Genomic DNA, 26,378 nt, shown 5'->3' on the forward strand with positions numbered 1-26,378 from the left:
GGCGAACGCGGCGGGCAGCGCGTCGTCCAGGAGCCGGCCGATGAGGGCGCCCGCCGGGACGCCCATGGCGAGCGCGGGCAGCACGGCGTGCCGGGGGGTGCCCCAGCCGAGCGCGGGGAGCCAGCCGAGCTGGACGGCGACGACCGCGGCGAGCACGGCGGCGATGAGGAACTCGGGGAGCGCGGCGAGGACGGCGGCCGCGGTACCGGCCCGGGGGGCGGCGGTGCGGTGCCGGGCGCCTCGGCGCAGGGTGCGGGCGGTGAGGGCGGCCGCGGTGAGGAGGGCGGCGGTGAGCGAGACGCCCATCAGGGCGAGGGAGACGCCGAGGGCGGACAGGGTGTCGGGCGCGACGGGCTGTCCGGAGACCCAGGAGGTGCCGAGGTCGCCGTGGAGGAGGCCGGTGAACCAGTCGCCGAGGAGGCGCAGGGGGTGGCCGTCGAGGCCGGTCTCGGCCCGGATCGCGTCGAGGGTCTCGGCGGTCGGGGGCCGGTCGGCATAACGGGCGTGGAGGATGGTGCGGGCGGGGTCGGTGTGGGTGAGGCGGGGCAGCAGCCCGATGACGGCGAGGACCGCGAGGAGCGCGGCGGCCCGTCCGGCGAGGTGCTTCACCCCGGTCACCCGACGCGGGTGTCGGCGGTGATGAGGGTGCGTTCCAGCGGGTCGAGGGCCACGCCGTGCACGCGGGAGTCGTCGTACCCCTGGACGAAGCGTTCGTGGACCAGCGGGACGAGGGCGTCGGTGCCGAGGACGCGGGCTTCGGCGGTCGCGACGGCGCGGTGCCGGGCGTCGGTGGCGGCGGTGGACGCGGCCCGGGCGACGGCGGCGTCCACGCGGGCGTCGCAGAGCTGCGAGATGTTGAAGCTGCCGTCGCAGGTGAAGTCGGACGCCAGGTAGGAGACGGGGTCGGCGGTGTCCAGGAGGGTGTTGCGGGCCTGGATGAAGGCGTCGTACTTGCCGGCGAGGGCGTCGGCCTCCATCTGGGCGTAGTCGCGGACGACCTGCTTGACGGTGAAGCCGCGCTTGCGGAGCTGTTCCTGGACGACGGTGGCGGCCTCGGGGAGTTCGGGCCGGTTGGTGTAGGTGGCGAGGACGATCTCCCCCGCCCCGGCGACCTGGGCCCGGTCGGCGGCCTCCGCCCGTCCGGTGGGGGGCGTGCGGACGGCGCCGGCCCAGGGGACGCCGGGGCCGAGGAGCCCCTGTCCGGCGTCGGCGCGCCCTTCGTAGACGGCCTTGACGAGGGCCGGGGAGTCGATGGCCTCGCGGGCGGCGGCGCGCATCGCGGGGTCGGCGAAGACGCCGCGCCGGGTGTTGAGGGAGAGGCCGTTGGTGCGGGCCGAGGAGAAGGCGTGGGCGAGCCCGTCGCCGAGGAGGGACGCCTGGGAGACCGGTATGTACTCGGCGACGTCGACGGCCCCGGTGCGCAGGGCGTTGGCGCGGGCGGTGCCGTCGGCGACGAAGGTGACGTCGGCGCCGGGGGCCTTGGCCTTGCCGCCCCAGTAGGCGTCGTTGCGTTCCAGGGTGGCGCTGACGGCGCCCTTGACGGCGGTCAGCGTGAAGGGGCCGGTGGCGTGGCCTGCGGGGTTCACCCTTCCGTCCTTGTAGGCGGCGCCGGACAGGATGGCGAGGGAGGGGTTGGCGAGGCGCTGGGGCAGCAGCGGGTCGGCCTCGTCGGTGACGATCCGTACGGTGCGGGCGCCCCGCGCCGTGGCGGTGATGCCGGTGTCGGACAGGACGCGGGGGCCGGGTGACGCCTTGTCGGCGGCGTTCAGCGAGCGGGCGACCGAGGCCGCGTCCACGGCGGTGCCGTCCTGGAAGGTCGCCTCGCGCAGGGTGAAGGTCCAGGACGTGGGGGTGTCGCGCTTCCAGGAGGCGGCGAGCGCGGGCGTGGCCGCGCCCTCGTCGTCCAGGGCGGTGAGGCCCTCGACGACCGCGAGGCGGCTGAGGGTGACGGCGTCGTCCCCGTAGGGGGACATGGCCTGGGCGGGCGGGAAGGCCATGACAACCCGGAGGCGCTTCCCGTCCCCGGCCGCGGCCCCGGCATCGGAGCCGCCGGAACAGGCGGTGGCCAGCGGGACGAGGAGGGCGGTCGCGGACAGGATCAGCGGCAGCGCGGAGCGACGACGGCGGGGGGTGGGCATGGCGACGACCTTATATGAAAATCATTGTCATTTACTCGGCGGGGTGCGGCCCGCTCACGACTCCGGGAGGCTCCCGGCCCCCGGCAGCGGCAGCTCGAAGTGGACGATGCCCTGGCCACCGCCCGGCAGTGCGCGCTCGTCGCACACCTCCCGCGCGAGGGACCGCCAGAACGGCTCGGCGCCCGGCACGGCCGGGTCGGTGTGCAGGTAGACCGCCTCGTAGCCGCCGACCCGCGCCGCGAAGGCGCACAGCTCGCGCACCATCCGGCGGGCCAGGCCGTGCCTGCGGTGCTCCGGTCGTACGTAGATCCGGCACAGCTGCGCCGTGGTGCCGGACGGGAAGCGGTCGGCGACCCACTGCGGATTGGGCGGCGCCTGCGGACCCCGGTCGCGCACGGCGCCGGTGGCGACGATCTCCCCCGCGTACTCGGCCACCAGCAGCGTGCAGCGGGCCGGCCGCAGATAGGCGGTCTCCGGATCGATGATGTCGGCGTGCCAGCGCGGTACATAGCCGGAGCGCAGGTCGCGGTAGACGGTGTCGAGCATCACGGCCCGCGCCCCGCCCACGTCCCCGGGGCCCGCGGTGCGCAGGACGTACTCCCCCGCACCGGCCCGCAGCGCCGTCGCCTCTGTGGCCGTCGTCATCCCGCAGCCCCACCGATCCTCGCCGTCACATACTTGCCGTACCAGCGTACGTGCGAACGATGTGCAACAAGGGCGGGGGGCCGGGGACGCCCGTGGCCGGCGGGAGGCCGCGTCAGCCGGTGCGGTACACCAGGGCGGTCGCGATCCCCGCGATCCCCTCGCCCCGGCCGGTGAACCCGAGCCCGTCGGAGGTGGCGGCGGACAGCGAGACGGGAGCGCCGACCGCGTCCGAGAGCACCCGCTGCGCCTCGTCGCGCCGCTTGCCGATCTTCGGCCGTACGCCGACGACCTGGACGGCCACGTTGCCGATCTCGAAGCCCGCCGCGCGGACGATGCGGGCGGCCTCGGTGAGCAGCGTGACGCCCGCGGCGCCCGACCACTCGGGGCGGCCGGTGCCGAAGTGCTGCCCGAGGTCGCCGAGCCCGGCGGCGGAGAAGAGGGCGTTGCACGCGGCGTGCGCGACGACGTCCGCGTCCGAGTGCCCCGCGAGTCCGGGGCCCTCGCCGTCCCAGCGCAGCCCGGCGCACCAGAGCTCGCGGCCCTCCTCGAAGGCGTGGATGTCGGTGCCGATGCCGACGAGCGGGATCACGGGCCCGGGGGCCGGGCCGGTGGTGGGGGTTTCCCCGGGGGCGGGGGTCTCAGAAGCCATCGTTGGCCCTCCTGCGCGCGAGAACGGCCTCGGCCAGGACGAGGTCCAGCGGCCGGGTCACCTTGAACGCCTCCTCGTGGCCGGGCACGACGACGACGGGCTCGCCGAGCTGCTCGACCATGCCGGCGTCGTCGGTCGCGCCCTCGCCGTCCACGGCGACCCGTTCATGGGCGCGCAGCAGCGTCTCGCGGTCGAAGCCCTGCGGGGTCTGAACGGCCCTGAGCCGGGCGCGGACCGGGGTGGAGAGGACCGGCTCCGGCGCGCCGGGGGCACCGGGCTCGACCTCCTTGACGGTGTCGGCGAGCGGCAGGGCGGGGACGACGGCGGGGGCGCCGTCGCGGACGGCCTCGACGACCGCGTCCACGGTGTCCACGGGAACCAGCGGGCGGGCCGCGTCGTGGACCAGGACGGTGGAGACCGTGTCCGGGAGGGCGTCGAGACCCCGCCGCACGGATTCCTGGCGGGTCTCGCCGCCGGGCACGACGAGGAAGTCGGTGCGCTCGGGCAGCGCGTGTTCGTCGAGGAGGTGGCGTACCTCGGCCGCGCCGGCGGGCGGGGCGACGACGACGACCAGGGACACGTGCCGCGAGGCGGCCATGGCCCGTACGGCGTGGATGAGCATGGGCGTACCGCCGAGCGCCCGGAGCGCCTTGGGGGCGCCCGGACCGAGCCGTACGCCGCGGCCGGCCGCGGGAATCACGGCGGCCGTACGGGAAGGTCGCGGTTGTTCAGACATCGGTTGCACTCCGAGGCTTCGGCATGTTTGTGTCCACGGCCGACGTGGGTATGGCCAGAAGCGAGCCGGGCCACCGCGCCATGACTCGACCGGGCCCCTTTCCGTGACCCCGGACGAGCCGGGGCACGCCGTGGCCGCTCGGAGCCGGTTCCGCACGCCGGGTTCAGCAAGATCGCGAGCAACGTACCAAGGTCGTGTACCGGGACGCCGGGCATGGCAGGTGGCTGGAATTCGCCGTTGGATTGCGGTCCGGACATGCCGCAGCGCCCGACGACACACCGTGTACAGGGGTGGTCAGCGGGCACCGCGGCATATTCTCTACGGCCGGTGCGATCCGGTGGTCGTCATGACGACCGGCGCCGTCCGGTTCAGGAGGCGAGAACCTCGTCGAGGAGCGCCTCGGCCTTGTCCTCGTTGGTGTTCTCCGCGAGAGCGAGTTCGCTCACCAGGATCTGGCGGGCCTTGGCGAGCATGCGCTTCTCACCTGCGGAGAGTCCGCGCTCGCGCTCGCGACGCCACAGGTCGCGCACCACTTCGGCGACCTTGATGACATCGCCGGAGGCGAGCTTCTCGAGATTTGCCTTGTAGCGCCGGGACCAGTTCGTCGGCTCCTCGGCATACGGTGCGCGCAGCACCTCGAAGACGCGGTCCAGCCCTTCCTGCCCGACTACGTCGCGCACGCCCACGAACTCCGCATTGTCCGCCGGTACACGCACCGTCAAGTCGCCCTGAGCGACCTTGAGCACCAAGTAGGTCTTGTCCACGCCTTTGATCTGGCGAGTTTCGATAGCCTCGATCAGCGCGGCCCCGTGATGGGGATAGACCACGGTGTCGCCAACCTTGAACGTCATGTGACAGGTACCCCTTCCGTGGCTATCAAGCGTAACACGAGAATCGCAACTCCTGAATGGCGTTTTCGCAGGTCAGGGCATATCTCGGGGCTTGACAACTGCGACACGGACGTGCTGCGGGCGGCCTCCGGAAGACGGTATTCGCAGGTCGGAGCGGCTGTACGGGGACGGAGAAACGCGGACCCTACACGCGCTCCGGCACCCACCGAAGGGGGCGAAAGTCCCGTTTTGTCGGGTTCCGGTTACCGAGCTTTCCGTAGCCCGTTCGATGCTGGATCACTCGTTCGGGCGTAACTGCCGATGGCCCATGAAATTGATCAACGTACGGCCGCGCCGGAGATTATGCGCAAGGAATGCGCCACCGTCCGTGAACAGCCACGGAGCGCGTGGTGAACGCCGGGCCGGAATTTGATCACGCGCGTTTTGTGAAGAGACCGCGAATGCGCGAACACGGCCGGGCCCCGGGATCGCCGTCCCGTCAGGGGCGGGTCGGGTGCGAAGCGGCGAGGAGGGCTCGGTAACCTGGCGGCTGACAGACTCTTAGGGCAGCTTTACAACACCGCCCGACCCGTCCGTACCCGTCCGCTCGTTCAAGGAGTTGCCGCCGCCGTGAGCCGCAGCCTTCGACACGGCGCTCTCGCCGCCACTGCCATCGCGTTCTCGATCACCGCGCTCTCCGCGTGCGCCGCGGGCAACAACGCGGCGACGCTCGGGGTCCGGCCGGACAACGCGTCCACCCACTCCGGCGCGATCAAGGTGCAGAACGTCAACGTCACCACCGAGACCGCGTCCTCGGTCGTCACCGCCACGGTCTTCAACGACGGCCCCAAGGCCGAGACCCTCGACTCCATCACCCTGGACGGCGGCAGCGGCTCGGTGCGGCTGCAGGCCGCGAAGGGCTCCGGCCCGGTGGTCGTCCCGGCCGGCGGCCGGGTCATCCTCGGCGGCAAGGGCAACGCCTCCGCCGTCATCGAGAACGGCGACGAGGCTCCCAAGAACGGCGACGTCCAGCCCCTGGTCTTCACGTTCAGCGAGACGGGCGAGGTCTCCCTCGGCGCCTCCGTCGTCCCGGCCGACGGCTACTTCAAGGACTTCGGCCCCAGCGCGCAGCCCTCGCAGGCGCCGCAGGCCTCGCCGTCCGCCTCCGCGAGCGGCTCCACCGGCCCGGACGCCTCCGCGAGCCCCGACGCCTCCGCCAGCCCGGACGCCTCCGGCGAGTCCGCGGCGAACTAGCCCGGCGCACGGCACGCGCATACGGCTGAGGCGCCTTCCCCGCCGGGGGGAGGCGCCTCAGCCGTATGCGGCGTACGGACCGGCGGACGGGGCCGGTCCGGGCCGCGGTTTACGGCTCGAACTTGTAGCCCAGGCCGCGCACCGTCACCAGGAACCTCGGCGCGCCCGGGTCGGGCTCGATCTTGGCGCGCAGCCGCTTCACGTGGACGTCGAGGGTCTTGGTGTCGCCGACGTAGTCCGCGCCCCAGACCCGGTCGATGAGCTGCATCCGGGTCAGCACCCGGCCCGCGTTGCGCAGCAGCATCTCCAGCAGGTCGAACTCCTTGAGCGGCAGGTCGACCTTGCCGCCGGAGACCGTGACGACGTGCCGGTCCACGTCCATCCGGACCGGGCCCGCCTCCAGGGCGGCGGGCGCGACCTCCTCGGGCTCGCCCCGGCGGCGCAGCACGGCGCGGATACGGGCGACCAGCTCGCGCGAGGAGAAGGGCTTGGTGACGTAGTCGTCGGCCCCTATCTCCAGGCCGACGACCTTGTCGATCTCGCTGTCCTTCGCGGTGACCATGATCACCGGCACGTTGGAGCGGCTGCGCAGCTGGCGGCAGACCTCGGTGCCGGGGAGTCCCGGGAGCATCAGGTCGAGCAGTACGAGGTCGGCGCCGTTGCGCTCGAACTCGTCCAGGCCGTCGGGCCCGGTGGTCGCGATCGCGACCTCGAAGCCTTCCTTGCGGAGCATGTAGGACAGGACGTCGCTGAAGGATTCCTCATCCTCGACGACAAGCACTCGGGTCACGGAAGGGCCTCCGGGGAAGAAGACGGTTCGAAGGGATCGGGGGCGGCGTCCGGGTGGGACGCCTCGTCGCCGTTGACGATGAGCGGGCCGCCCGTCGCGCGGTCCCGGCCGCGTGCGGAGCCCGCTTCGGGCAGCCGCAGGGTGAAGGTGGAGCCCTGTCCTTCCGAGCTCCAAACGGTGACCTCCCCGCCGTGCGAGGCGGCCACGTGTTTGACGATGGCGAGGCCGAGACCCGTACCACCGGTGGCGCGTGAGCGGGCGGGATCGACGCGGTAGAAGCGTTCGAAGACCCGTTCCCGGTCCTTCTCGGAGATCCCGATGCCCTGGTCGGTCACGGCGATCTCGATCTCGTCCCCGCCGGGGACGACCACGCGGCGGGCGGCGATGCCGACGCGTGTGCGGGCGGGGCTGTAGTTGACGGCGTTCTCGACGAGGTTGCCGAGAGCGGCGGCGAGCTGGCCGCGGTTCCCCCATATGCGCAGGTCCGCGGTGCCGCCGGCAGCCATGGTGATCTGTTTGGAGCCGGCCTGCTGACGGCAGCGGTCGATGGCCTCGGCGACCAGTTCGTCCACCCGGACCGGCTCCGCGTCCTCCAGCGGGTCGTCGTTCTGCACCCGGGAGAGGTCGATCAGCTCCTGGACGAGGTTGGTGAGCCGGGTCGCCTCGATCTGCATGCGGCGGGCGAAGTGCTCCACCGCCTCCTGGTCGTCGGAGGCGTCGAGTACGGCCTCCGAGAGCAGCGACAGGGCTCCGGTCGGGGTCTTCAGCTCATGGCTGACGTTGGCGACGAAGTCACGCCGGACCGCCTCGATGCGGCGGGCCTCGGTGAGGTCCTCGACGAGCAGCAGCACCAGCCGGGAACCCAGCGGGGCGACCCGCGCGGAGACCGCCAGGGCCTCGCCCCGGCCCGTGCCCCGGCGCGGGAGGTCCAGCTCGACCTGGCGTATCTCGCCGTCCCGCCGGGTGTCCCGCGCCATGTTGAGCATCGGTTCCACGGCGAGCCGGCCGCCCCGGACCAGTCCCAGCGCGTACGCGGCGGAGCTGGCCTTGACGACGCCGTCGCCCTCGTCCAGCACGACCGCCGAGGAGCTGAGCACGGACAGGACCGTGTCGACACCGGGGGGCAGGGCCGTGCCGCTGTCGGGCCGCGGAGAGGTGCGCGTCGGCTTCTTCTGGTCGCGCTCGCTCCAGCGGAACGCCAGCATGGCGATCACACCGGTACCGACACCGGCGATCGCGGCAGCTGCGGCGACCGCCGCGTTCACGTCCATGTGTCCAGGTTAAGCGGCCTCTCGGACCCCCTCCCAGCCGTCCGGTGGCCTCCTCGGCGACTCGTCGCCCAGAGTTCACCGAGGGGCAAGGGACGGTTCACTTGGCCGGTCGGAATCCGACGCGTACGCCCGTCACGGTGAGGGTGTGGGGCTCGGAGCCGATCGTCGGCGGCCCCCGGGCTCGGACCAGGACTGGAGAGGGACACCCATGCGTGACGCGTACCACGAGGAACTCGACTCGATCGGCGAGGGCCTGGTCGAGATGGCCCGGCTCGTCGGGTCGGCGATCGGCAGGGCGACGACGTCGATGCTCGACGCCGATCTCAAGCTCGCGGAGTCGGTGATCGCCGCCGACCAGAAGGTGGACGACCTCCAGCACGAGCTGGAGGCCCGCGCGATCGCCCTGCTGGCGCGCCAGCAGCCGGTGGCGACCGATCTGCGGATCGTGGTGACGTCGCTGCGGATGAGCGCCGACCTGGAGCGCTCGGGCGACCTCGCCCAGCACGTCGCCAAGCTGGCCCGGCTGCGTTTCCCGCAGACCACGGTCCCGAACGACCTGCACGCCACCATCCTGGAGATGGGCCAGCTCGCGCAGCGCCTGATGGCGAAGGCGGCCGAGGTCATCATCACCAAGGACGTCGACCTCGCGCTCCAGCTGGAGCAGGACGACGACGAGATGGACCTGCTGCACCGCGCGCTGTTCCAGCACCTGATGGACGACCGCTGGAAGCACGGCATCGAGACGGCCGTCGACGTGACGCTGCTCGGGCGGTACTACGAGCGGTTCGCGGACCACGCGGTGTCGGTGGCCAAGCGCGTCGTCTACCTGGTGACGGGCGAGCACGCGGACGAGATCCAGCAGCCTGCCCCCGTGGAGGGTGCGTAGGCGTACGGAGCCGGGGCGCACGCCCGCGCGCACGGCTCGTACTGACGTTCCTGCGCATGTGCGCCGTTGATGCGCCCGTACGGGTGGGCATGCAATGGGGTGGGGCGGCACGACGTGTCCGTACGCCCCGGGTCGCGCCGCCCGTACGGGCCTGCGGCCCCGACGTACGCCTTGAGGAGGAACCATGGCCGATTCCCCCATGACCGCATCCGAGCAGGAGGCCCCCGTCGAGGTGGTGCACCTGACCGTTCTGGGCGCCTGCGGCTGCGGATCGGGCTGCGGGTGCGGCTGCCAGTCCGGTGCGCCGTGCCAGTGCGGGGGCTGCTCGGGCTGACCCGCCGGACCGCACGGGTCACGAGGGCGACGTCTCCGCCTTCGTGACCCGGACCCCGGTCCCCGGCGCGGGCACCGCAGGGACGCTCTCCTTCGGGCCGCCGTCCCCCGTCGCCGGCAGGCCGCGCATGAGCAGCCAGTACCCGGCGGCGGCGACGGTGCCCAGGACGGCGCAGGTCGCCCACAGCCAGCCGGCCCCGAAGTGATCGATGACCACGCCGGACATCAGGGGCGCGACGAGCGCGGCGGCCGACCAGGACAGGGTGTACATCCCCTGGTAGCGGCCCCGGCCGTGCGCGGGCGACAACTGGACGACCAGACCGTTCTGCACGGGCGCGTTGATGATCTCGGCGACGGTCCACACGCAGATGGTCAGCGCGTACACGCCGACCGATCCGGCGAAGGCGGTCAGCCCGAACCCGTACCCCGCGAACAGCGACGAGGCGACCAGCAGCCGGCGCGGGTCGCGGCTCTGGATGAACCGGGTCACGGGGATCTGGAGCGCGACGATGAGGACGCCGTTGACCGCGATCGCCGTGCCGAAGTCCGAGCTGCTGAGCCCGTCCGCGCCCATGGCCACCGGCAGGCCCACGTACCCCTGCTGGAAGATGAGCGCGATCACGAAGGACAGCCCGACGACGCCCATGAAGCGGCCGTCGCGCAGCACGGTGGAGAGCCGCACGCCGTCGTCCTCCCGGCCCCTGCCGGCCGCGGGCGCCCCGGAGCGCTCCGGGCGGGACTCGGGCACCTTCAGGAAGACGACGATCGCGCAGACGAGCGTCATGGCGGCCTCGCCGACGAAGCCCGCGAGGTAGCTGTACTCGGCGATGAACCCGGCGCCGGCGGAGGAGACCGCGAAGCCGAGGTTGATGGCCCAGTAGTTGAGCGAGAAGGCCCGCACCCGGTCCTCGGCGGGCACGATGTCGGCGATCATCGCCTGGACCGCCGGGCGCGAGGCGTTGCTCGCCATGCCGACGAGGAAGGCGACCCCGGCGATGGCCACCGGATGCGTCATGAAGCCGAGCACGGCGACGGACGCGGCGGTGGAGAGCTGGGCGATCAGCATGGTGGGGCGGCGCCCGAAACGGTCCGTCATCACCCCGGCCCCGAGCGAGGACACGACCCCGCCGAGCCCGTGCAGGGCGGCGACGAGACCGGCGTACGAGGCGGAGTAGCCGCGGTCCAGGGTCAGATAGAGGGCCATGAAGGTGGCGACGAACGCCCCGAGGCGGTTGACCAGGGTGCTGGTCCACAGCCACCAGAACTCCCGGGGGAGACCGGAGACCGTCTCCCGGGTGGCCCGGGCGGCTCGTCCGAGACCGGTGGCAGACATACGGGTTCCCCCCAGGGACGTACGAAGGACGGAGCCGGGGCGGTAAGCGGCCCGTCGGCGCTCCGAACCTTACGAATCCGCAGGGCCCGCAGGCCACTCGTTTGACGGCCGCCGTCAAACGTCTCAGGCCGTCCCCTGCCCCTGTCCGCCCTGTGACCGGTCGCGCGCGGCCCGGACCGGTTCGATTACGCTCGGACCCATGGCCGACGCACCGTACAAGCTGATCCTCCTCCGCCACGGCGAGAGCGAATGGAACGCGAAGAACCTGTTCACCGGTTGGGTGGACGTCAACCTCACCGAGAAGGGCGAGAAGGAGGCGGTCCGCGGCGGTGAGCTGCTGAAGGACGCCGGTCTGCTCCCCGACGTGGTGCACACCTCGCTCCAGAAGCGCGCCATCCGCACCGCCCAGCTCGCGCTGGAGGCCGCCGACCGCCACTGGATTCCCGTACACCGCTCCTGGCGTCTGAACGAGCGCCACTACGGCGCGCTGCAGGGCAAGGACAAGGCCCAGACGCTCGCCGAGTTCGGCGAGGAGCAGTTCATGCTCTGGCGCCGCTCGTACGACACCCCGCCGCCCGCCCTCGAGGACGGCACCGAGTTCTCCCAGAGCGGCGACGCGCGCTACGCGACGATCCCGCCGGAGCTGCGCCCGCGCACGGAGTGCCTCAAGGACGTCGTCACGCGCATGCTGCCGTACTGGTACGACGGCATCGTCCCGGACCTCCTGACCGGCCGCACGGTCCTGGTCGCCGCCCACGGCAACAGCCTCCGCGCCCTGGTCAAGCACCTCGACGGCATCTCGGACGCCGACATCGCGGGCCTGAACATCCCCACCGGCATCCCGCTCAGCTACGAGCTGGACGCGGAGTTCCGCCCCCTGAACCCGGGCGGCACCTACCTCGACGCGGACGCGGCGAAGGCCGCCATCGAAGCCGTGAAGAACCAGGGCAAGAAGAAGTAAGCAGAGCCGAAAAAGCCCCCCACCTGCTGGTTTTCCGCGTGGTGGGGGGCTGTTTGGTGCGCTGGGCCATCTGTGGGCCCTCAAGCTCGACCGCGCCAGAAGCGCACGCGGATGTCGAGCATGATCAGTAGCGCCGCCGGGATGGCGATCTCAGGGGATGCGTCTGCCCACAGCGCGAGTGCCCCGCCACCCGTGCCGATCAGAACAATTGGTAGATCACGTGGGCGGACGTCGATGCTCATGCCCGTACGTGGGACCATGAAGTTCTCCTGCTGTGCTTCGGATACACCGGATCAAGGTCATGACTGAAAAGCGGCACGGAGACGAATGCCGCCCCTGGCCGGGCGGCATTCTTATGCCGCTGAGACTTTGACATAGCTGCCACCCCTGAGCCAAATCTGCAGCGCGGCCCGGGTAAATGCGGTAGGGCCGACGCAACCTCCACATCGACTGTAGAAATGTAGATGGATCCAGCAGGATGTAGCGGCTGCCCATCTCCATGGATGAATTGTCCACGCCCGTGGACGTGGGCAACGCGGCGAGCCCGCCTAGGTTGACCTGGCCGACCCTCTCCCAGATGACCCGCTGACGCTTGCGCACCTACACCTTGACGCTCAGCTCTCTAGCGTGCACCCAATACGAGGTTGCAATACGGCATCGCAATACGAGGTTGCAATACGGCATCGCAATACGAGGTCGCAATACGGCATCGCAATACGAGGTCATGATGCACGCTAGGCACCCCCACGAGTACCAGCACCTGTAGCATCTGCCTCAGCGGCAGGCATTGCCGGAGCCTCAGATTTGTACGTTGCAGCAACTGCACTCCGAGTACGCTCCTGGCTCGACGGCATCAGCTGCGCGTACACTCGCAGCGTCAAGCCAGGGTCCGAATGGCCGGGGTACTCGGCAACCACCTTGATGCTCTCTCCGGCATCCAACAGTGCCGACGCGTAGAAGTGCCGCATGGCATGCATGCCGTTTTCGCGTGACTCGGCGTGCGGAGCGCCGGCCACTGGGATCGGGATAACTCCGGCCGAGGCGAGAGCCGGTTTCCACGCCTCGTCATTCAGCGAGGTGCGCCAGACGTGACCATCGCGCGGTCCATGAAGATGAGGCGCTTGGTCACAAGCGGTCCGCCCACGACCTTCCACGGCAACGTGATCTCGACCGCCGGAAATTGCTTCATGTGTGCCCGCAGCGCCTCAGCGACTGGACCGGGGAGCGGTACGTCCCGCTGCTTGCCCCTCTTGGGCGGAGCGAAGACGGGCTTGCTGCGGCTCAGCTTGAGCTGCTGGACGCTGTGCAAGGTGTTCGACCGGAAGTCGATCGCATCCACCGCGACACCCAGGATCTCGCCTTGCCGCAGGACGCAGCCGCCGCCCAGATCGACCATCGCTTGATACCGCTCGGCCAGGCTCGCGCGCTCAGCGAAGAGGCGTTCATCCGTCCACGGCGTCACGCGCTTCGTGTCCACGGTCGGCGGCCGTACCGAGCGGGCAGCGCGAGGGTTCCGAGGAAGGTGCCCGTCGTCCACAGCCGCGCTCAAAGCCGCCCGGACGTTGGAGTAGATCGTCCGGGCGTACGAGCCGCGGACACCGTTCGCTTGGAGCTGCTGCAGCCGGTCACGGATGTTCGCCGGCTGGGACGAACCAAGCGGACGCGTGCCGAGGTACGGGAATGCGTGCAGTCGGAGCTGCGACTCCATCGACGCTTGCGTGTTGGGGTCCGCCCCTTGGGTGGACACCCAGGCCTCCGCGTGCTGCTGGAAGGCGGTCCGGGCCGCGCGGGGATCGATGTACTGTCCCCGCGCCGTGTCCGCTTCGGACTGATCAGCGAGCCGCTTCTGTCGGTCCGGGAAGCTTTTCGACTTCTCCGTGCCGTCCGGCCCGACGTACCGCGCGCGGTAGCGCATGCCCGTGCCGTACCGCTCCGTCCTGACCTTGCGCGTCTTTCCGCCCGGCCCGACTTCAGCCTTGTACCAGCGGTCCTGGATGTGCCCAGCCATCAGGCGGCCACCCCTTCACACTGGGCGTCCACCCAGGCCCGCACGTCCGCCGGGTCGAAGCGCAGGTGTCGACCGACGCGGAAGCCACGGGGACCAGTCCGCTTGCGGCGCCACTGGTAGACGGTCTCGACGCTGGGCAGCTCGAACATCTCGACCAGGTCTTCGGGGGTCAGGTACCGCGAGGGCAGGGGGCGCGATTCGGTGGCCACGTCGGCGAGGGCGAGGCGTCGGTTAGCCACGGGTGGGTTCTCCTTCGGTTCCGGGGCGGGTTCGAGGGATGCGGCGAGCCAGGCTTCGGCGTCGGAGAGGCCGGTCCCGGCGAAGACCCAGTGAGCGAGGACGTACGTCGTCCCGGTGTCGGGTCCGTTCGCGCCTGCCTGTGCTCGACGCCATTCGGCGCGGGCGTCGCGGAGGGCGCCGAGGGTGGTGGAGTAGCGGCGGGACTTGGTGGAGAAGTGGCCGCGGAAGCAGAGCATGTGGGCCCAAGCGCGCAGGCGGAGGTGTTCCAGGTCCTTGCGTGCGCCGAGGTTCCAGGCGGTGAGGATGAGGCGGCGGGCGTGGTCGCTGAGGTCGAGCTGGGCGAGTTCGGCGACGAACTTGAGGGGGCGGTCGAGAGCTCCCGTCGCGGTCTCGGCGCCCTTGGTGGCGTACTTGGCGATGTAGGCGGCGACGGCGCGTTCGGTCAGCTCCTGGCCGTCGTTGAAGTCGGCGGATCGGATGGTGCGGACGTCGAGTTGGCGGCCGAAGGTGAAGGTGTGCGTGCGGCCGTCGAGGATCGGGCCGTCGACGCGGACCTTGGATGCGGCGGCCTGGATGGCGTCGGTCAGCAGGTCGGCGGTTGCCCAGGCCGGGGGCGGGGTGTCTCCGCCGCCGGGGCCGTCGAGGCGGATGACCGCGTGGAAGTGGACGGCGCCGCGTTTCTGGTACTCGGCGACCTTGGCGAAGGAGACGCGGGCATGGTCGCGGAAGCGGCGTTGGGTCAGGCCACGCGCGCCTGGCGACTACCCGGCGGAGGTAGGTCGAGAAGCGCCGCCACAGGGCGCCAGCGTGTGCGTTCCAGAGGACGGCGGCCTCGGAGTCGTAGGTGTCGGGGTCGAGCGGGGTGCCGAGGGCGGGGTCGTGCTGGTCGTGGTGGGCGCCGCAGCGGCAGGGGCGGCCGTCGTTGCGGCGGTTGTGGACTGGGCCGAAGCCGGGGGCGGTGAAGGTGGCGAAGACGCGCGGGTGTGCGGCGACGCGTTCGGGGGTGCCCTTGCCGCCCCGGAGTCCAGCGGTGATCAGGTGGAAGGTGTCGCGGCGGTAGACCTCTGCACACGCCGGGCAGCGGGTGGTGCGGCGGTTGTTGCAGCGGACGAGGAGTTGGCCGGCGGGGAGGGTGGAGGAGTCGAGGTGCTGAGCACGCGGCCGATTTCGCCGGTCGTGGTGTCGATGCCGTACTCGGTGCGGTGGCCGTCGAGGCGGATGGGATTAGTGCAGCCGCCGAGCCCGGAGAGCTGCCGGAGGATGCCCGGCAGAGTGCCGTGCTGGGCGAACTTGGTCAGTTCCGAGAGCGGGGGCGGGGTGGTGCGGGTGAAGATGGCTGTCTCCTTCTGGCTGGATCGGTCAGGAGGGATGGGCCCCGGGGCGGCCGGATGCTTGGCGGTGTCGTGGCCGCCCCAGGGGTCGGGCGCGGTTCAGCGCCGGTGGTAGTCGCGGAGCAGCGAGCGCAGAACGACGGCGGCGATGGCCACGGAGACGGCCGAGACGGCGACGGCGGCCAGGAGCGCGGTGAGGACCACGCCGCCCGTGAGCACGGCGACGACGGCACCGGTGCTGACGGAGACGGCCGGGAGCACGGGGCGCCGGGCGGGAGTCGGTTCGGTCGGGGTGTGGGTCTGCGCGGGCGGCGGGGTCGGGTTGTCGGGTACTTGGGCAGGAACACGGCCGAAGCCTCCTTATCTACTCGTCTAGTCATGTGAGCCGTCTATGACGTCCACGCCGGAGCGCGTGCCGGTCTCGATGGCGGGGGCCAGGAAGGTGTGCGAGAGCCAGAAGCCGAACAGGGCGACCAGGACGACGATCCACGGGCGGACGCCGAGGAACTTGACCGCTCCCCAGGCGAAGAAGCCGAGAACGACGACGAGCGGCAGGTTGACAGTCACGGTGGTTGGGGGTCCTCTCAGCGGACGGGGCAGCGGTGGGCACGGGCGGCGAGTTCGGCGGCGGCGCGGCTGTCGTAGTCGGCGGAGAAGCCGCAGCGCGGGGCGGTGCAGGCGGCGGTGTGCTTCTCGCGGTCCCGGTTGTCGTAGGCCGTGCCGACCTGGACGGGACCGATGCGGATGACGTTGCGGAAGCGGTTCGAGCGGGGTGTCACGGGCGGTCCTCTCCGATGAAGTCGCGGGTGTGGTCGGTGAGCCACTGCCGAATCTCGGGGTGTTCGTCGTCAGTGGACCGGTTGATCGCGGCTTCGGCGACGGCCACGGCCTCGACGAGGTGGTTGTTCCGGGTCAGTTCGGCGGCACGCTCCAGGGCAGACCGGATGGACGGGCGCATGCGCGGGTCTCCTTCGTTGTCAGGTGAGTTGGGCGGCGATGGCTTCGGCCATGGGTGCTGGGACGCCGAGTCGGGCGCGGAGAGTCGGGGTGTCGATCGGGGCGCCGGTGCGGGTGTGGTGTTCGGCGGCGACCTTTCGTGCGTGGTCGACCAGGGCGGCCGGGACCGGGACGGGCGGGTGTGCTGGAGGTGGCTCGACGGCGGGTTGGAAGGGCGTTCCGGCCGGGGTTTCGGGCTCGTCCTCCTGGTCCTCGATGACCTCTACGGCGGTGGACGCCGCAGGGGACGAGTGGGCGAGGAGGGTTCCGCCGAGGAAGGCGACCGCAGGCCAGCCTGCGACGAGGATGCGCAGCCAGGCCGGGACGTTGCAGAGGTCGAGAAGGCCGGCGGTGGCCACGTTTGCGCCGAGGGACGCGGCGAGGGCGTTGACGAACCAGCACCAGGCGGCCGCTTTTGCCGTGCCGGAGCGCAGCCGACGCCAGGCCGCGACGAGCAACAGGTCAACGCTGATCGGGTAGGCCCATGCCTTCCACCCGTCCTGTCCGGCCGCCATGGCGACATCATGGAGGTGAGCGAAGGACAGGGCGGCGGCGATGAGCGCCTGGACCAACACCGCGTCGACGCGAGCCAGGTGGGCGCGCATGATGCGGCTCCTTTTCGGTTCGGGCATGGGAGGGGTAGGGACGTGGCGCGAGACGGTCACGCCGACCGGGGTGAGAGGTGAGGTGAAGGTCAGTCGGCTACCGGATGCGGTCGAACAACCGGGGCCGGAGTCTCGACCGGGCGCACGGGCACGGCGGGCCGGAGGGGCTTGAGCGCGGGCAGGTCGGGCGCCATGTGCGCCGTCTCCCGGCAGATCTCGGCGGCGTCGCCGAGGGAGAGGTAAGGGGTGCGGATGCGGGACCAGCCGCCGGAGGTGTCGCCCGCGACGGCGAGGCCAGGCATCTCTGGGGCGATGGCGCAGGCGGCGAGGACCGCTTCCGGGGCGATGTCGCCGAGGGCCATCTTTGCGGAGGCTTCGTCGTTGACGCGGTGGCAGACGCGGCCGGTGAGTTGGGCGCGGAGCATGGTGGCGCCCTTGCCGAGTTCGGCGCCGAAGCGCTGTCCGCACACCTCCAGGTAGATGCCGGCCGCGCGGCCGAGCTGGGCGAGCCGGATGAGGTGGGTGACCATCTCGTCGCGGCGTTCCTCGTCCTTGCGGGTGGCGGTGAGGAAGAGTTCGGCCACTTCGTCGACGAACAGGACGACGGGCACGGGCCGTTCGCTCTCGGGCAGGCCCCAGATGTCGGAAGTGATCTCCTCATCCGGGGTGTCGGGGGCGATGCCCTGCCCGTCTTTGATCAGGTCGTATCGGTCCTTCATTTCCTTGACCAGGACGGGCAGCAGCTCGGCCGCTTGCTCCGGGTCGGTGGCGAGTGCCGAGAGCCGGGGCGCGAACGGCGCCAGCTCGACGCCCCGCTTGCAGTCGATACCGACCAGGGCGACTGGCTGCGGGGCAAGTCCGGCGACGAGATGCCTCAGGTACATGGACTTGCCCGACAGCGTTGCGCCGAGGGTGAGTTGATGGGGAACGGTCCGGTAGTCGCGTACGAAAACCGTGGCGTCCTCCCGCAGCGCGACGGGCACCCTGAGGAACCCGCCGTCGGTCTTGCGCGGCATGCGCACCTTGCGCAGGACGTCGAAGCCGACGAGCCGCAGTTCGACGACACCGGGCTTGACTGTGTGGACGTAGACAGGCGTGCCGCAGTCGTTCGGCCGAGGCGGCGATGTCAGTGGGTTCCTGTCCCGGCGCCAGCCGGAGCCGGAGCCGCAGCCCGGTCGAGGTGGGCCGGATGATACCCCGCCGGGGCGGAAGCGGCCGCACCTCCCGCCGAGTGGTGGCCTTGACGGCGAGGACCCGCAGCCGGGACGGCGCCACAGTCAGGCCGCAGGCTTCCATGACGGAGGCGTACGAGCTGAGGAGGCGGATCGTGGATATCGGACCGCCGACGGCGGACCAGTACAGGGCGGGATGCTGCGCCCGGGCGTAAGTGGTCCCGCCACCGAGCGCGGCGGCGGGACCACCCACCTCCAGAAGCGTCGTCAGGTCGGTCATCAGGCCGTGGCTCCCATCGTGGCCGGGAACGCGGCCGGGGTGACGGCGGCGGCCCGGAAGGCGATGCTGTGACGCTGCTGCCCGTTGAACACGGACTCCCAGGGCCGGGCGAGGAGGCCCTGCAGCGAGACCGGAGCGCCGAGGGTCAGCCCCTCGGAGACGCCGCCTTCGGGGACGGTGACCTTGATGAGCGAGGACTCGCCGTCCTCGATGTAGACGACGCCGATGGTCATCAGCGCCTCACCGCTCACGGCATCCTTGGCGATCTCGCCCGTCTGCCGGTCGCGGACCTTCGGTTCGGGAGCCTCCGTCAGGAGGATCGTCGCGGCGGAGGTCTCAACACGGATGGTACGCAAGGCACATTTCTATCTACTCGTCTATACAAGAGTCGCCGCGTGTACCCGATCCTCGGGATCACGCGGACCACCCTGCCACATAACTTGCCCACTCGTCTATACGAGTATGCCTGTTGGGGTGTACGAGTTGAGGAACACGGCCCCGCGCACCACCGCTGCTCACGCGATTACGTCGCCGGGAGCTGGTACGACAACACGTACGCGTCCGCCGCCCTGACCGTGTCGCAGATTTCGACGGCTCGACACTCGGTGTCGAACGCGGTCCGGATCAGATGGATCACGGGCACGCCGGAGGCCAGGTGGAGCGTCTTGACCTCGGCGGGCGAGGGCATCCGGGCACGGATCTCTTCCTCGAAGTGGTCGAGGCGGTGCCCCAGCTCTTCAAGTCGGGCATAGATGCCACCGGGGCAGGGGTTCGGTTCGGCGATCTGCGTACCGCGAGCGATGTCGAGCGGCAGATAGGAGGCGGCGAACTCGACGGGCCGCCCGTCGAGGAGGTAACGGCGCCGCCGGGCGAGCACCCGCCGCACGGAGCCGAGCCGGGTGGAGATGTCCTGGCTGGCCTTCTCTTCCTTCACCTCAAGACTGTCGACCTTGGGGTGACTGCCGGCCGCGTCGGCCTCCACGATGAACGCGGACTTGCCCTGCTCGCGATGGCGCCGGGCGAACCGGTCGGAGGCCAGCCGCCGCACGGGAGGCCGGGGCCGGACGAAGACGCCCTTGCCGTGCTCGGCGTGCACCAGGCCCTCGCCCTGGAGGACGGAGAAGGAGTTCCGGACAGTCATCCGGGACACCCCGTAGTGCTCGACAAGCTCAGCTTCCGAGGGCAGCTTTTCACCCTCGCTGAATCGCCCACGGTCGATGGCCTCACGCAGCTGGTCGGCGATCTGCCGGAAGACCGCACGATCGCTCGTGGGGTCGAGATCACCGAGGAGGCCCGAAGGAAGGGCAGGGCTCACGTGTGTACTCCTTTAGGTATCTAGACGAGTGGGCGAGTGTTGTTGCTACGGTGGAGAGCCTAGTCAGCCGAGAGGGCCGAGGAACGTGAGCACAGAACGCCCGCACTCCGTCAGCGTCGCCGGAGTCGTCGTAGACGACCACGGCCGGGCCCTCCTGATCCAGCGCCGGGACAACGGCAAGTGGGAACCGCCGGGCGGTGTCCTCGAACGCGAGGAGACCATCCCCGACGCGCTGCAACGCGAAGTCCTCGAAGAGACCGGCATCAAGATCGCACTTCCCGCGACCCTCACTGGCGTCTACAAGAACATGACGGGCCTGATCGTCTCCCTGGTCTTCCGCTGCGAAGCCGCCGACGGCACGCCCACCACCGGAAGCGAGACCCGCGCACTGCGCTGGGCCACCCGCGAAGAAGTCACCGAGCTTGCCGACGAGGCATACGCGATCCGCGTCCTGGACGCGATGGACGCGGCGTCTCCGCCGGCCATCCGCGCCCACGACGGCGTGAAACTCGTCTAGCCCGAACCCGCTGCACATGGCGGCCTACCAGCATGAAGAAACTTATATGCACGAGTATACGAGCCGGTCCCGGGTCTGGGGGCTCAGTTGCCCAGGATTCCCAGAAGAGGTGAGCCGGGCCCGCCGCTGGACCCGCGACATCTTGCGCGGCTCCCCTTTAGCCGAAGACGCCGAACTGATCGTGAGCGAGCTGAGCGCCAACGCGATCCTCCACACCGCCAGCGGCCAGGAACACGGCAGCTTCCATCTGGCCGTCGCCGTCTCGGCACAGGTGGTCGCAGTCTCCGTGACGGACGACGGAGGCACATGGACGGCCCCCAAGGCCGAGCACCAGGACCAGGACGCCGAACACGGCCGGGGTCTGGGCATGGTCAGTGCCATCGCTCACCGGGTCGTCATCCACGACAGCGAACACGGCCACACGGTCACCGCGGAACTGTTCGCCGGTGCCCGGCGGGGAGGCCACCCGTGCTGATCAAGGAACCCCAACGCGGCTACTGGTGCGAGTGCTGGACAGAAGACCTCACCGAACACCGAAGGCCGGCACTACTGGCATCCCTCGACGCCTACACGGCACCCTAGGCAGACCGATGGGTCGCGGTCACACTCCGCACCATCTCACCGGCCCTCGACGCAGACGCGTCCGACGCAGCGTGGGAGTGGCTGTACGACGGCCGCATCGAGACCCGACGAGCACTGTTGCGCTCCGAGCCCTGCACGGTGTCAGTGACCCACGAGACCACCCGCATCACCTGGACGATCCGGCCCGTGATCTACCTGCCGATGGTCCACCGCCAAGAAGCTGAACTCCCCGCCTGCGCATACGGCTTCAAGCCCCACGCGTCCGACTGAGTTACAACTTTCTCTACGGGTTCAAGGCGGCTCGCTCCGCTCCCCGCGCGCGGCCCGGCCCCCGGCCGGGCCTGCGCTCCTGTCTCCGCCCCGCTCCAGCCCGGCCGGCGCCCGTGCCGCGCACACAGCAATCAGCCACTTGATGCAAAAGAAGGGTATGTCGTGGCTGGGGCGGGCGGCTCCACGGCTTTACGGAGCCACTTTGGCGCGAGCCTCGAAGATCATGGCCCCAACGTCGTGCTTTACCGGGCAGGTCCACAGACTGCCCGACGCGCCGGAAGCTTACGGGGCCATGATCACTCGCGCCAAAGCAGCGCCATCCCAAAGCCGCTCCACCGACCGTTGGAATACCATCGGCCGACGCCTCGGCGGCAGTCGCTCACTGTTGTCATCGCTGAGACTGCGTCGGCAACGCAGGAATCGAGCCGGATTCTAGTTGAATGATGTGATTCTGAAACTCCGACACCCAAGCCAGAGTTTCTGTCTCCATCACCAAGGAGAACCCATCTACGAAGTTGACAAGATCTTGCACCGCTTGTGAAAAATGCTCTGCATTCGGCTCGTGTGAAATTGTCGCCTCAATGCGCGGCCAAGACGCCTGGAACATGACCAGTTGGCGATTCAGAGAGATTGCCGTGGAAACGTACCTCATCCACGAAGATGAGAATCCGCATACCTTATCTACGGCCACACAGCATGCACCCATCCCTATGAGTCCGTATCCCCAAATCGCCTCCTTCGACCACCCCATCCCCACCGTCACTACTGGCGTTACAGTCCCAAGCGCGAAGCTCAGAACCGCCGACAATCGAAGAAAACGCGACCATCGCGCCTTGGATACCTTTTCACGCGAATACCAGTTGATCGATTCGACGGCAAAAGACTCCACCCAGGCAAACAACTCCCGAATGATCGCTGCCGCATCATCCCGCTTCGAAAGGTCAGGAATCTCAACAGCACGCAAATCGCCCGAAAGGTACCGATTGGGTTGCACAACATTGCTCGCGTCACTAGATGACACCATATCCCCCGCCCCAACGCTGCCATTTACGGGTATCAAAAAACTCAATTACACTATCATCGGAACGCGCGATCCTCGCAAATTCCGGCCAGTCGACTAGGCCCAACAGACCCCGCCTCTGCAATGTTTCTTGAGTTTCTGCAGCAGAAAATCCCTTCCGGGAGGCGGTGTAGCGGAGTCTACGCTGCTCATCGACACCCGTTCGTTGCGTGATAAGCCAACAGAGCAGAAGCAAACGAACTTCAAATTCTTCTGCTTCATACTCCCCAGCAAGGGCGTCTACCATCGATTGCCAAGGGTGGCCGGGTAGAAGGTAGCGTTTTTCTCCTGCAATGAATCCCTGCATGGTACTAGTGAAGCCAGAAACCGTGACTTTACCGATCGGAAGCCTGACAAGCGGTGCCGGTGGCCCTCCATAATAGCCGTCGCGCTCTCGCTCCAAAGGCTCAAGAGTGCTGTTCATAATGTGTTCCGGCGTCCACCGCCGGTTATCATCCTTCTTCTGCCACGTGACGCTGCAACTACGGCTACTGATATTTCCAGTAACTGCGCAGATCTCCCACCCAGCCAGAAACAGTTCATCCACCTCATCCGTACGCCCCAAGCGTGTACACAAAACAGGACTCTGCGCTTTGACTTGATCCTGTTGGTCAGCGCTAAGAAGGTTGATTACGGACTCCCGAGTGCCACCGGGGAGTTCCCGAAGAAGATATTCCACGTGCTCCGTTACAGCACTCTCCATCGTCTCGATTTTGTCATACTGGTCCAGCTCCTGAGATGTCACTCGCTTTCTGATACCGCCTTCCTCGACAAGGAAGAACGGTACGTTTTGAAGCGTCTCTCTGAGCATAAGCGGCGAGACGGGGTTTCCTCCGCTTCTGAGAGGCCCTGCGATGAAGGCTGCTTCTTCGGTAGCCCATGTAATGGAGTGCTGACGTTCAGTCTGCAGCTGTTGGATCTCCTCGATTACATGCTGGCAATAAGCTTCGTAGCACTGTCGGACGAAAGTGTTCAGCTCAGGAGTGGGCTCCAAGGCCGACCGAGCAACATTCGTGCGAGGTGACGTCGGACCGAATGTGTTCGCAAGGGCCGCGATCGGCCCAATACTGCGGAACCCAGGCGTGAATTGCTCAACACGAATTCCAGCCACGCAAACACCCGTAGTCGGTACCCACTCGGGCGTAATCCTTCTAGTCGCACCGGGTTGTTGACTGCGCAAGAACGTCCATTCCCTGAAGTGTTCGTTCCACTGCAGCGCGTAGGCGATAGACATGTTTTCGCTTTGTCGCTCCACCACTCTAATCTTGCCCTGTTCCAGCGCTCCCGCATAGGAAGAGTGCGATCGCTTTAGCGCATCCTCTAGGGCCTCGCTTACGGAGGTATAGCCGATTCTCTGTGGGGCATCCTTATCTTCTTGGGCAGTGACATCGCATCCAGGCAAAACGATCCAGTGTTGCGCGGTCTTGGATACATTTTTCAACTCAGCGCTCGGTCGGAGTGTCAATTTCACGATTGTTCCGTGAGGCCGGATACTCGCAGGAACTTCGTGATTCTTATCCAGTGTTCGAACAAGGTACTGCCCGTGTACGGAGCGCAGCGACAACTGTCGAGCCTTCTCCTCGTCTGGGTGGCAGGTGATGATTTCTACTTGGTCTGCCACCATGAAGGTCGAGAGAACGCCGATCCCAAAACGGCTAATAGGATTGAAGGTTGGGTTCTTTTTTCGGAACTCAGGATCCTGATAGAGACTAGACCCTGCTCGGAGAAGGTTGTTCTCAATCACTCCTTGTGTCATTCCTGTACCGTTGTCGCAGACTTCGAGAGTACGTGCCTCGCTATCCCAGCGGATTTTCACATCGCCATCGTTTGATGCCTTAGTGCCGTGTTGCACACGAACCGCGTCAATCGAATTTTGAACAAGTTCTCGAAGGACAACGTTAGTATCATTGTAGAGGGTGTGCCCGGTTAGTAGTTCAAGAACCTTTTCTTGGTCAATGGTGAACTGAAACGGCTCGGTAAGGAAACCTCGTGCCTCAACGCGCGTTGTATCGATCACCCTCCACGGAAAGTAGTACTTAGTACCTTGATTCGAGTTGGAGCGCTGTACCCAGTCGTAGCTCTTACGCAACTGATCGGCAGCATATTTCAGGTACGAGGTGAGTCCGAAGAATCCATTTTCGTCCGTGAAAGTTGCATGAACAGCAATGGTGTCCTGGGGTGCAGAATCGGAAGGAATGCCCTCCTTGTCGATTCCCTTCAACGGCACGACCGCACGGACGGCAGCCTGCTTAGCCCATTCGTTCTGGCTAATGGGGTCGGATGGGTTGAACACGCGAAAAGCGACTGAAGGCGTGCGGTCGCGCGTGATGTGCAGAAGATCTACCGTGCGGAGAAGGATGGCTGCGAACTGCACATTTGCTCGTTCACTTTCGGAGGAGCCATAGTATTGGTCAACTGGATACTTTTTAACGTCATACAGGTCATCCAAGTGGTGACTTTCACAGACCTTGGCTAGATCCTCTTTGAATACAGGGTCGACCGTAGACAGAAGTCGCTGGACTTCAGCTACGATTGCATCGTTCACGCCAAGGTTATGAGACGTGTCTCCCTCAATCCACTTTCGAACCCTGGCAGCGTGATGGTAACGGACGAATTCTTGGTATAGGAACTTCTCCCTTTCGGAGTCACTCAAGCCGCTGAGGCGGGCAAAGTAATCTCGACCTTCGGCGTCAGGAGTATTTAGGGTGCTTTTGCAGAACTCTTCAAAATCAGACTCGTTGCGCTTTTCATATTCACTCTTCGATACCAGCATTCCAAGGTCGTGGAAGTAGACCGAGAGGACAACTAGTAGCCAATCCGCTGGTGTCATCGCCTCGCGCGTTTGCGGGGTAACCAGCCAGTCCAGCTTCATGAGCATCGCATCAATGTGCGTGATGTCGTGTTTGGTGTATTCGTCAAAGAATCCGAACTGCCCAATTCTCCCGAGAAGCTCTTCCAGTTCCCTTCGCGTTTGAGTAAGGCTGAAGCCGCCGAAAGCAGCGAGGTAACATGCCTCGTCTGCGTACTGCTCGGCACACGATGGAAGCGAAGTCACGGAAGCCCCCCTTGGCTGTCGTCTTGAGCACGAGGCTAGCGTTCTTCGGCCAACCATGTGGGGACTCTCGCTAACTAAGATGCCCCTGGCAGCAGGCCGTTGTTCTACACCGACCGAGGCGGAGACCGAAGCGCTCTTCAAGGTCATGGCGCCGACACTTCGCAGCCTGCCGTTCAGGCCGGCGCACATCGTGCTGCGACAGGGGCCCGTGAGACGGACGCATGAGTGGATCCGCCACGCGGTACAACAGTGAAGTACAGCAACTCCATAACCGCAGGCCACCGGTGTCTCTCACGATCTAACCGGCACCCTGTTGACCCTCGTTGACCAAACTGTGTAGAGCTACGTACCAGCAGGTTGTAGGGGATACTACGGAGTCATTCGGCGTCCCGGCCCCAGCTGGTCGGAAGACACCTATCGGCCCCCTCGATCGGCGTGCTCATCTCTGCGGTGGGTAACAGCCGCCGCTGATAACGCTCTTGTGCCTGATGCCAGCACCTACGACAGACGTGCCAGAACCCTGCCAGGTTGTGCGGGGAGCCACGGGGAACACCGGGTACCGACTCGGAGGTCGTACGGGGCCACGGGCGCCTTAGCCGCAGGTCAGCGCGGAAGACGAAGCCAGAGCACACGAGCTTCCCAAGCTGAGGGCTCCGGCATCGTCGTCGCGGATCGGTCGTCGTGGCTTGCTCTGGGCGACGGCATTGGCAGCGTGGCTGAGGCCGGCGGGGGGCAACGAGACACACGCGCGCCTGATCGGTCGGCGCATCCGCCATCGTGGCTGACTGTCGTCGGCTGAGGTTCGGGCGGGCCACATCGAAGGTGCCTGCCTCAGTTAAGCGAGGCCCTGCAACCGTTAAAGCTGGGCCGTCCCTGGGCCGTCCAAGGCCGCTCAGCAGTGGCCAATGACGACCAACGACGACCACCTGGTGCGCGAGCCCACCGCCCCTGACCAGCAAAAACCCAGCTCACCAAGATCCCCGACAACACCCAGGGCAAGAAGTAACGCACCGCCCGAGGAAGCCCCCTGGGCGCGGAGTGTTCCGCGCCCAGGGGGCTTTTCGTCGCCGAGGACCCGGGTCCGTGTGACGCCGCTCACCCTCCGCCGTACGCTGTGCGGC

At 68.0% G+C, this 26,378-nt stretch carries 24 protein-coding genes and 6 pseudogenes; 7 read left to right on the forward strand and 23 right to left on the reverse strand.

Annotated elements, in window-relative coordinates:
* From MHW47_RS05295 to MHW47_RS05320, 6 genes and pseudogenes are all read right to left on the reverse strand, one after another.
* Positions 1-609: pseudogene (locus MHW47_RS05295) on the reverse strand (ABC transporter permease); the annotation flags it as partial.
* A gap of 5 nt (positions 610-614) precedes the next feature.
* On the reverse strand, positions 615-2,138 hold the full coding sequence (locus tag MHW47_RS05300) for an ABC transporter substrate-binding protein (protein WP_239221451.1): 1,524 nt from the start codon (positions 2,136-2,138) through the stop codon (positions 615-617).
* Between the two features lie 54 nt (positions 2,139-2,192).
* A complete protein-coding gene (locus MHW47_RS05305; RefSeq protein ID WP_239221452.1) occupies positions 2,193-2,783 on the reverse strand; it encodes a GNAT family N-acetyltransferase in 591 nt (196 codons plus the stop codon).
* A gap of 112 nt (positions 2,784-2,895) precedes the next feature.
* Positions 2,896-3,432, reverse strand: a complete 537-nt coding sequence (gene ispF / locus MHW47_RS05310; RefSeq protein ID WP_239221453.1) for a 2-C-methyl-D-erythritol 2,4-cyclodiphosphate synthase — start codon at positions 3,430-3,432, stop codon at positions 2,896-2,898.
* Positions 3,422-4,168 (reverse strand): 2-C-methyl-D-erythritol 4-phosphate cytidylyltransferase, encoded by a 747-nt coding sequence (gene ispD, locus MHW47_RS05315; protein ID WP_239221454.1) that lies wholly within the window; start codon positions 4,166-4,168, stop codon positions 3,422-3,424. The genes ispF and ispD overlap by 11 nt, the downstream gene beginning before the upstream one ends.
* A 368-nt stretch (positions 4,169-4,536) precedes the next feature.
* Entirely contained in the window at positions 4,537-5,019 is a 483-nt protein-coding gene (locus tag MHW47_RS05320; RefSeq protein ID WP_006380568.1) for a CarD family transcriptional regulator, read from the reverse strand.
* 609 nt (positions 5,020-5,628) lie between these two features.
* Here MHW47_RS05320 and MHW47_RS05325 point away from each other — a divergent pair.
* The gene (locus MHW47_RS05325; RefSeq protein ID WP_239221455.1) at positions 5,629-6,252 is read left to right on the forward strand and encodes a DUF461 domain-containing protein; all 624 of its coding nucleotides are present in this window, start codon (positions 5,629-5,631) and stop codon (positions 6,250-6,252) included.
* Between the two features lie 109 nt (positions 6,253-6,361).
* Here the strand turns inward: MHW47_RS05325 and MHW47_RS05330 are convergent, their stop codons facing one another.
* Together MHW47_RS05330 and MHW47_RS05335 are read right to left on the reverse strand one after the other, a co-directional pair.
* On the reverse strand, positions 6,362-7,042 hold the full coding sequence (locus tag MHW47_RS05330) for a response regulator transcription factor (RefSeq protein ID WP_239221456.1): 681 nt from the start codon (positions 7,040-7,042) through the stop codon (positions 6,362-6,364).
* Positions 7,039-8,313: a cell wall metabolism sensor histidine kinase WalK gene (locus MHW47_RS05335; protein ID WP_239221457.1), complete on the reverse strand. Its 1,275-nt coding sequence runs from the start codon at positions 8,311-8,313 to the stop codon at positions 7,039-7,041. The genes MHW47_RS05330 and MHW47_RS05335 overlap by 4 nt, the downstream gene beginning before the upstream one ends.
* A gap of 208 nt (positions 8,314-8,521) precedes the next feature.
* Between MHW47_RS05335 and phoU the strand changes: the two genes are divergently transcribed.
* Together phoU and MHW47_RS05345 are read left to right on the forward strand one after the other, a co-directional pair.
* Complete coding sequence (gene phoU, locus MHW47_RS05340) at positions 8,522-9,199, forward strand: phosphate signaling complex protein PhoU (RefSeq protein WP_239221458.1); 678 nt, start codon at positions 8,522-8,524, stop codon at positions 9,197-9,199.
* A 184-nt stretch (positions 9,200-9,383) separates the two neighbouring features.
* Positions 9,384-9,533 (forward strand): hypothetical protein, encoded by a 150-nt coding sequence (locus MHW47_RS05345; protein ID WP_239221459.1) that lies wholly within the window; start codon positions 9,384-9,386, stop codon positions 9,531-9,533.
* A gap of 18 nt (positions 9,534-9,551) precedes the next feature.
* Here the strand turns inward: MHW47_RS05345 and MHW47_RS05350 are convergent, their stop codons facing one another.
* Entirely contained in the window at positions 9,552-10,865 is a 1,314-nt protein-coding gene (locus tag MHW47_RS05350) for an MFS transporter (RefSeq protein ID WP_239221460.1), read from the reverse strand.
* 199 nt (positions 10,866-11,064) lie between these two features.
* Between MHW47_RS05350 and MHW47_RS05355 the strand changes: the two genes are divergently transcribed.
* A complete protein-coding gene (locus MHW47_RS05355) occupies positions 11,065-11,826 on the forward strand; it encodes a phosphoglyceromutase (protein WP_239221461.1) in 762 nt (253 codons plus the stop codon).
* 80 nt (positions 11,827-11,906) lie between these two features.
* Here MHW47_RS05355 and MHW47_RS05360 read toward each other — a convergent pair whose 3' ends face one another.
* From MHW47_RS05360 to MHW47_RS05415, 12 genes and pseudogenes are all read right to left on the reverse strand, one after another.
* Positions 11,907-12,068: a hypothetical protein gene (locus tag MHW47_RS05360; protein WP_239221462.1), complete on the reverse strand. Its 162-nt coding sequence runs from the start codon at positions 12,066-12,068 to the stop codon at positions 11,907-11,909.
* A gap of 492 nt (positions 12,069-12,560) precedes the next feature.
* Positions 12,561-13,834: pseudogene (locus MHW47_RS05365) on the reverse strand (tyrosine-type recombinase/integrase).
* Positions 13,834-13,983, reverse strand: coding sequence for an AlpA family transcriptional regulator (locus MHW47_RS05370; protein ID WP_239221500.1), 150 nt, complete (start codon positions 13,981-13,983; stop codon positions 13,834-13,836). The pseudogene MHW47_RS05365 and the gene MHW47_RS05370 overlap by 1 nt, the downstream one beginning before the upstream one ends.
* 82 nt (positions 13,984-14,065) lie before the next feature.
* Positions 14,066-15,345 (reverse strand): annotated as a pseudogene (locus MHW47_RS05375) (replication initiator).
* A 159-nt stretch (positions 15,346-15,504) separates the two neighbouring features.
* Positions 15,505-15,752: pseudogene (locus MHW47_RS05380) on the reverse strand (SpdD protein).
* A gap of 25 nt (positions 15,753-15,777) precedes the next feature.
* On the reverse strand, positions 15,778-15,972 hold the full coding sequence (locus tag MHW47_RS05385; protein WP_239221463.1) for a hypothetical protein: 195 nt from the start codon (positions 15,970-15,972) through the stop codon (positions 15,778-15,780).
* A 17-nt stretch (positions 15,973-15,989) separates the two neighbouring features.
* Entirely contained in the window at positions 15,990-16,184 is a 195-nt protein-coding gene (locus MHW47_RS05390; protein ID WP_239221464.1) for a mobile element transfer protein, read from the reverse strand.
* Positions 16,181-16,363, reverse strand: coding sequence for a hypothetical protein (locus MHW47_RS05395; RefSeq protein WP_239221465.1), 183 nt, complete (start codon positions 16,361-16,363; stop codon positions 16,181-16,183). The genes MHW47_RS05390 and MHW47_RS05395 overlap by 4 nt, the downstream gene beginning before the upstream one ends.
* A 19-nt stretch (positions 16,364-16,382) precedes the next feature.
* Entirely contained in the window at positions 16,383-17,006 is a 624-nt protein-coding gene (locus MHW47_RS05400) for a DUF2637 domain-containing protein (protein WP_239221466.1), read from the reverse strand.
* A gap of 89 nt (positions 17,007-17,095) precedes the next feature.
* Positions 17,096-18,458, reverse strand: a pseudogene (locus tag MHW47_RS05405) (FtsK/SpoIIIE domain-containing protein).
* Complete coding sequence (locus MHW47_RS05410; RefSeq protein ID WP_239221467.1) at positions 18,458-18,814, reverse strand: hypothetical protein; 357 nt, start codon at positions 18,812-18,814, stop codon at positions 18,458-18,460. The pseudogene MHW47_RS05405 and the gene MHW47_RS05410 overlap by 1 nt, the downstream one beginning before the upstream one ends.
* A 167-nt stretch (positions 18,815-18,981) precedes the next feature.
* A complete protein-coding gene (locus MHW47_RS05415; RefSeq protein ID WP_239221468.1) occupies positions 18,982-19,773 on the reverse strand; it encodes a GntR family transcriptional regulator in 792 nt (263 codons plus the stop codon).
* Positions 19,774-19,858: 85 nt separating this feature from the next.
* Here MHW47_RS05415 and MHW47_RS05420 point away from each other — a divergent pair, with 85 nt between their 5' ends.
* From MHW47_RS05420 to MHW47_RS05430, 3 genes and pseudogenes are all read left to right on the forward strand, one after another.
* On the forward strand, positions 19,859-20,290 hold the full coding sequence (locus tag MHW47_RS05420) for an NUDIX hydrolase (RefSeq protein WP_239221469.1): 432 nt from the start codon (positions 19,859-19,861) through the stop codon (positions 20,288-20,290).
* A gap of 46 nt (positions 20,291-20,336) precedes the next feature.
* On the forward strand, positions 20,337-20,765 hold the full coding sequence (locus MHW47_RS05425; protein ID WP_239221470.1) for an ATP-binding protein: 429 nt from the start codon (positions 20,337-20,339) through the stop codon (positions 20,763-20,765).
* Positions 20,759-21,142: pseudogene (locus MHW47_RS05430) on the forward strand (hypothetical protein). The gene MHW47_RS05425 and the pseudogene MHW47_RS05430 overlap by 7 nt, the downstream one beginning before the upstream one ends.
* 388 nt (positions 21,143-21,530) lie before the next feature.
* Here MHW47_RS05430 and MHW47_RS05435 read toward each other — a convergent pair.
* Complete coding sequence (locus MHW47_RS05435; RefSeq protein WP_239221471.1) at positions 21,531-22,211, reverse strand: SLATT domain-containing protein; 681 nt, start codon at positions 22,209-22,211, stop codon at positions 21,531-21,533.
* Positions 22,153-25,257: an ATP-binding protein gene (locus MHW47_RS05440; protein WP_239221472.1), complete on the reverse strand. Its 3,105-nt coding sequence runs from the start codon at positions 25,255-25,257 to the stop codon at positions 22,153-22,155. The genes MHW47_RS05435 and MHW47_RS05440 overlap by 59 nt, the downstream gene beginning before the upstream one ends.
* Positions 25,258-26,378: the final 1,121 nt, after the last annotated feature.

Source organism: Streptomyces sp. OfavH-34-F (assembly GCF_022347745.1).
Lineage (GTDB): Bacteria > Actinomycetota > Actinomycetes > Streptomycetales > Streptomycetaceae > Streptomyces.